This is a genomic window from Marinobacter manganoxydans MnI7-9, from assembly GCF_000235625.1.
GTDB lineage: Bacteria > Pseudomonadota > Gammaproteobacteria > Pseudomonadales > Oleiphilaceae > Marinobacter > Marinobacter manganoxydans.
Genome location: NZ_AGTR01000077.1, coordinates 1 through 3,235 on the forward strand (window position 1 = coordinate 1; position 3,235 = coordinate 3,235).

A 3,235-nucleotide genomic window follows, 5' to 3' on the forward strand; every position below is an offset into this window, starting at 1 on the left:
CAGGTCTTCAATGTCTCGGTGGCAACATTCGCAGCGACGACTCAAATCCAGTCTCTCCGGTTGAAACAAAAAGTAACGAGTATGGCCTAATGTCGGGTCAGACCTGTTACAACGGCCACTCAATCAGATGTGCAGACTAAGTCGCTTTCCCTCGCTTTTCTAGCTCCCTCCCATCGACGCAGTCAGCTCTCCGGATTAACGTACCGCCGGACGAGATAAGAACACCCGATTACTTGGAAAAGTTCAGCTGTAGTCAATCGACCTGACAGATACTGGCTCTTTAGCTATTGGTAGTCTGAACTCTACACTAATCGCCCCGAGTGTGCGTATTCCAGACCAAGGTTGCCACTGATTCCAGACGAAGCCTGCCACCCATTCCACGCGAAAGCTGCCACTGATTCCACGGCAAAGCTGCCACCCTGGCAGGCTGCCTGATTTCCCCATCAAAACGTCCGGCGCGGGATAACTAACGGTACTCTGCTCCTTTTCATCCGGAGAGGGCCAGATGCCAGCGAAGAGGTTATCCATGCGTAAAATCAAAGAAGTCCTTCGCCTCAAGTGGGAGCGAGGGCTGAGTAACCGGCAGGTTGCCGCAGCCTGCGGCATCAGTCGCCCCACTGTGAGCGAGTATCTGCGGCGTGCTGCTGAGGCGGAGCTTGGCTGGCCGCTGCCAGAGGATCTGAGTGAAGCCCAGCTGGAGCAACGGCTGTTCCCGCCACCACCGGATCTGCCGGCACAGGCCCGAGGCATTCCGGATTGGAAGCGAATCCACGATGAACTCCGGGGCAAGAACGTCACCCTGTTCCTGCTCTGGCAGGAGTACCGGGAAGCCAATCCGGATGGCTACCAGTACAGCTGGTTCTGCGAGCACTACCGGGCCTGGCAGGGCAAGCTGGATCTGGTGATGCGTCAGGACCACCGAGCCGGTGAAAAGCTGTTCGTGGACTATGCTGGGCACACGGTGCCCGTCATTGACCGCACCACCGGTGAGATCCATGAGGCGCAAGTCTTTGTGGCGGTGATGGGTGCGTCCAATTACACCTACGCCGAGGCCACCTGGAGCCAGACCCTGCCGGACTGGATCGGCTCCCACATCCGAGCCTTCGAGTTCCTGGGCGGCGTGCCGGAACTGGTGGTTCCGGATTATGTGCCGGGACACATAATCCGGATTATGTTCCCAATCCCATTATGTTCCGTTCACTTTAGAAGACCTTGAAACCATAGGGAGGCCCCCTTGCACTGGGGCACATAACGATCACAGGGGTTCCAGCCATTGCAGCAGCTCGGAATTGGATCGCCATACTGGCTTTCGGTGGGACTCCGCCGGAGAATCCCAAATAGGCTCACAGGTGCGCAGCGCGTCCACTTTCATTCGGAGGGTGATCTCGGCGTATCGGTTGGTGGTCTCCAAACTGACGTGTCCAAGCCAGGCGCGGATGACGTTGACCTCGACACCTGCTTCAAGCAAATGCACGGCCGTCGTGTGGCGTAAGACATGGGGTGAGATGTGCCGCACTGTGCCATCTGCGCTTTTCTTCACCACCTTGACGGTATGACGCCGCACGATCTTGTAGATACCAAATCTGGTCAGCGGCGCACTGTTGCGGGCTAGGAAGACAGCGTCATTGGAGTGGCGTCGTTGCCGATTTTGCTCCAGTAAGTCCTGCATCAGACCCGCTGTTCGCGTCCACAAAGGACAGGTACGCCATTTGTCACCTTTACCATGCAGCCGTACTCGGGGCTCAGAACCGAGTTCCAGGTGCGTTGCGCGCAGATCCGCTACCTCCTGTACGCGTGCTCCGGTGTTATAAAGGAAGCGAAGCAAGGCTTGGTCGCGCAGAGCCTGAGGGTGGTCGGTGGGCAAGGCAGCGAACAGAGCATTAATCTCGTCGCGTTCGAGATACAGAGTCTCGCCCGGTTGCCAGCGTTTGACGGGAATGGAAGCAATTTGCTGTGCTTCCCCGAGCACGCAGGGCTCACGGCCGGCAAGATACTCGAAGAAGGTATGCAGCGCCGCCAGGCGCTGGTTTCGGGTTCTAACCCCATTACCACGTTCCTGTTCAAGGTGTTGCAAAAAATGGCGCACTCGCTCGCCAGTGAGATCAGCCAGTTCCAAGCGGGTGATCCGGCAATGCTTATCCTTTGCAGCGAATTGCAAGAACAGGCGCAGGCTCTCCTTATAACTTCGGATACTGGCCGGGCGCAGCCCCCGTTGGCATTTAAGGTGATCTTCTACGAAGGCAAAGACGAGACGCCCCAATTGATCCGTCATGATAGCTCCTCCTCTCTGCGGGGATCGGCGAATCGCTCGAACCGTTGGCTCGCCTCCCGGAGCAGTGCTTCGGTGATGGTCAGATACCAGGCAGTCGATGCCGGGTCGGCATGGCCCATGAAGGTTGATAGATGAAAGAGCCGTTGATTGGGATCCACGCCGGTGCGATACCAGCGGAGCAGAGTTGCGACCGCGAAGGAATGGCGCAGGCAGTGCAGATGAGGTTGGCGTACGCCAGGTGGCACGTACGGATCCATCTTCAGTATCAAGTGGTGAAATGTCTGACTGACCGTCTCAATACGCATTGGCTTGCGCTCTGGGAAAAAGCTGAAAGAAAATACCGGATCATCCGGCTGCCATGACCCATACCGATCAACGCCAAACTGCAGATAGACAGCGATCTGTTGCGCCATGCGCGGGCCAAAGGGGACCAAACGCGTCTTGCCAAACTTGCTCTTGTCGATCACCAGAAGGCTGCGCTGGCAATCGACGTCGCGATACCGAAGATGCACAATCTCGCCGACACGCAGGCCCAAACCGTACATCAGCGAGAAGATTGTTCGGTAGACCATGCCACGACAGGGTGCCCGGGAATTGTCCGGAAGCTGTGACGCCAACGTCAGGATGTCTTCCACCTGAGCCGGTTCGAACAGGAAGGGTTTAAGCTGGGAAGTCACCGGCTGAGGGTGAGCACGAACCGGAGAATGCGCTAGCCGCTCCTGGGCCACCTGCCAGGCAAAAAAGCAGCGGAGCACCCCCAAGAGGTGGTTATAGCTGCGTGGGCGAGTGCGTGGCCGCGAAGCGAGAAAGGCCTCAATCAACGCCGGTTGCACTAACGCCGCATTACTCACCCGTTCCTCGACCAAAAAGCGATCGAATAATTGCAAGGCGAGCTCTTCAGTATCAAATTTTCGGCCCAGCGCGCGCTTGTAACTCAAGTAAGCCGAAAAATCCTTGCCTAGG

At 57.2% G+C, this 3,235-nt stretch carries 2 protein-coding genes and 1 pseudogene; 1 reads left to right on the forward strand and 2 read right to left on the reverse strand.

Going from position 1 to position 3,235, the window contains the following annotated elements:
• Window positions 1-505: 505 nt before the first annotated feature.
• Window positions 506-1,144 (forward strand): annotated as a pseudogene (gene istA / locus KYE_RS15395) (IS21-like element ISSpu5 family transposase); the annotation flags it as partial.
• A gap of 111 nt (window positions 1,145-1,255) precedes the next feature.
• Here the strand turns inward: istA and KYE_RS15400 are convergent.
• Both KYE_RS15400 and KYE_RS15405 read right to left on the reverse strand, forming a co-directional pair.
• Complete coding sequence (locus KYE_RS15400; RefSeq protein WP_008175155.1) at window positions 1,256-2,272, reverse strand: tyrosine-type recombinase/integrase; 1,017 nt, start codon at window positions 2,270-2,272, stop codon at window positions 1,256-1,258.
• On the reverse strand, window positions 2,269-3,235 hold a 967-nt coding region (locus tag KYE_RS15405), incomplete at its 5' end, for a tyrosine-type recombinase/integrase (protein WP_008175162.1). The genes KYE_RS15400 and KYE_RS15405, both read right to left, overlap by 4 nt.

Excerpts from the sequence above, each read along its gene's own strand:
- KYE_RS15400 (WP_008175155.1), bottom strand. The coding sequence starts at position 2,272 with ATGACGGATCAATTGGGGCGTCTCGTCTTTGCCTTCGTAGAAGATCAC.